The sequence below is a fragment of the Halobacillus sp. genome (genome assembly GCF_049282395.1).
GTDB lineage: Bacteria > Bacillota > Bacilli > Bacillales > Halobacillaceae > Halobacillus.
Window position 1 is genome coordinate 1 of the sequence record NZ_JBAPTY010000190.1, and the last position, 1,967, is coordinate 1,967.

Consider the following 1,967-nt stretch of genomic DNA (forward strand, 5'->3'; position numbering starts at 1 on the left):
GCAGCGTTTAAGATGGAAGGTCCGATTATTAAAGATATCTTAGAGGCAGAGGAAGCTGTGGTCAATTATTCTGGAGAAGCAGACTTCCCAGAATATGAAAACCGCTCCTGGGAGAAACAGGAAGGTAACTTGACTGCTCAGTTTGTTACGGAAGGAAAAATCTATCGCTCGATACAGGAAGAGTTAAAAAAAGCAGGAGACGGCGATGAAGTGTGGCTCGGCATGTACTACTTGTCGGATCGCAAAATTATAGACCTTCTGGACAAGGCAGCGGATCGCGGAGCAACCGTCAATATTGTGATGGATCCGAATAAAAAGTCCTTCGGGCATGAGAAACCCGGACTCCCTAACCTGCCAGTAGCAGCCGAAATGCAGCGGCTTGGAAATAACAACATTAACCTACGGTGGTATGATGTCAATATTGAACAGTACCATGCAAAAATGCTGTATATCAATAAAGGCAGTGACAGTGTAATCATCGGGGGTTCTGCGAATTACACCCGGCGTAACCTGGCGAATTTAAACCTGGAAGCGGATGTGGTTATTAAAGGGAATTCCGACGAGGATGTTTTTCAAGAGGTAGACCAATATTTCGATCGGATCTGGAATAATGACAGCGGCCATTACACAGCAGACTATGAGGAATACAAAGGGAATTTAACTCTTGTTCGCTACATTACGTATCATCTTCAAAAATGGACCTGGTTTACTACCTATTAAAAAAGGCTCGCTGACACTGTCAGTGAGCTTTAACTTTAACTTAGTCTAAAATGCCTGAAGCTTTCTCCTGATCGGTCAGGATTAGAAGAACTTTTCCTTCATCCATATCCTCTTCGTATTCTTCAGCTTCAGACTCTGAGACTCCCATTTCCTGCAGTTTCGTACGCAGCTCGTCACCTTGTTTACTGAAAATGTTACTGATGATTTTGGTGAAATCCTGGTTGGAAAACCCGATCGTGTTTGCATCTACATTATTGGCGATCCGCTTGGTACGGTCGTCATCATGGGAAAGAACGTATATATCGGTTGGGTGGATTCCATTATCCTGTAATAATTTAACGTCCTGCATTAGTTTTTCATCATTGCTATACTCTCGAATCATCGGTTTCATTCGTATCCTCTCCTCTTTGCAATAATGATGTACAGTAGAAATAATACCCTTTTACTTATTGTAGAAACATAACAATGTTCTCTTTTCTTTAAGAAGGATTTATCAGGATAGGAGTCGAAAAAGTACGCAATGGAGGGGAAAATTATGAATAAAAATAAATCTAATATTATCGCCACGTTTTCTATTGCAGGATATGATCCGAAAACTGGAGAGTTAGGAGTGGCCGTACAGTCGAAATTTCTAGGGGTAGGTTCGGTTGTTCCCTGGGCCAAAGCGGGTGTGGGGGCAATTGCCACCCAGGCTTTTGCTAACCCTTCCTACGGACCGAATGGACTTTCCCTTCTTGAAGAAGGCTATACAGCGAATGAAGTGATTGAGAAACTGACGTCGGAAGACGAATTTTCAGAAGATCGTCAGGTAGGGATAGTAGATGCAAAAGGATACACCGCAACGTTCACAGGGAAGCAGTGTTATGAGTGGGCAGGTGGCCTAACAGGAGAACATTATGCGGCACAGGGAAATATTCTGGTAAACGAAGAAACGGTAACCCATATGGGGCGTGCTTTTGAGCAAGCTTCAGGGTCTCTCGCTGACCGTTTGCTGGAAGGATTAAAAGCTGCCCAGGAAGCTGGAGGAGACAGTCGCGGTAAGCAATCCGCTGCTATTTATGTTGTCAAAGAAAAAGGCGGGTACGGCGGCTTGAGTGACGTTTTTGTGGATCTACGGGTAGATGATCACCCTGAACCTATCCAGGAGCTTATACGCATTTATCAACTGCAACAGCTCTATTTTGGAGAAACCCTTGAGGAGCATAGGTTACCCGTTGAAGGGGAAGTAAAAGCGGATATTATCGCTC

General features: G+C 44.0%; 3 protein-coding genes. 2 read left to right on the forward strand and 1 reads right to left on the reverse strand.

The window, feature by feature from the left end:
- On the forward strand, positions 1-720 hold a 720-nt coding region (locus WAM07_RS08625), incomplete at its 5' end, for a phospholipase D-like domain-containing protein (RefSeq protein WP_422166075.1).
- 40 nt (positions 721-760) lie between these two features.
- On the opposite strand, the gene WAM07_RS08630 is transcribed toward WAM07_RS08625, so the two are convergent.
- Complete coding sequence (locus WAM07_RS08630) at positions 761-1,111, reverse strand: general stress protein (RefSeq protein ID WP_422166076.1); 351 nt, start codon at positions 1,109-1,111, stop codon at positions 761-763.
- Positions 1,112-1,255: 144 nt separating this feature from the next.
- On the opposite strand from WAM07_RS08630, the gene WAM07_RS08635 reads away from it, so the two are divergent.
- Positions 1,256-1,967: DUF1028 domain-containing protein (locus tag WAM07_RS08635; protein WP_422166077.1), on the forward strand; the 712-nt coding region annotated here is incomplete at its 3' end.

Excerpts from the sequence above, each read along its gene's own strand:
- WAM07_RS08630 (WP_422166076.1), bottom strand. The coding sequence starts at position 1,111 with ATGAAACCGATGATTCGAGAGTATAGCAATGATGAAAAACTAATGCAG.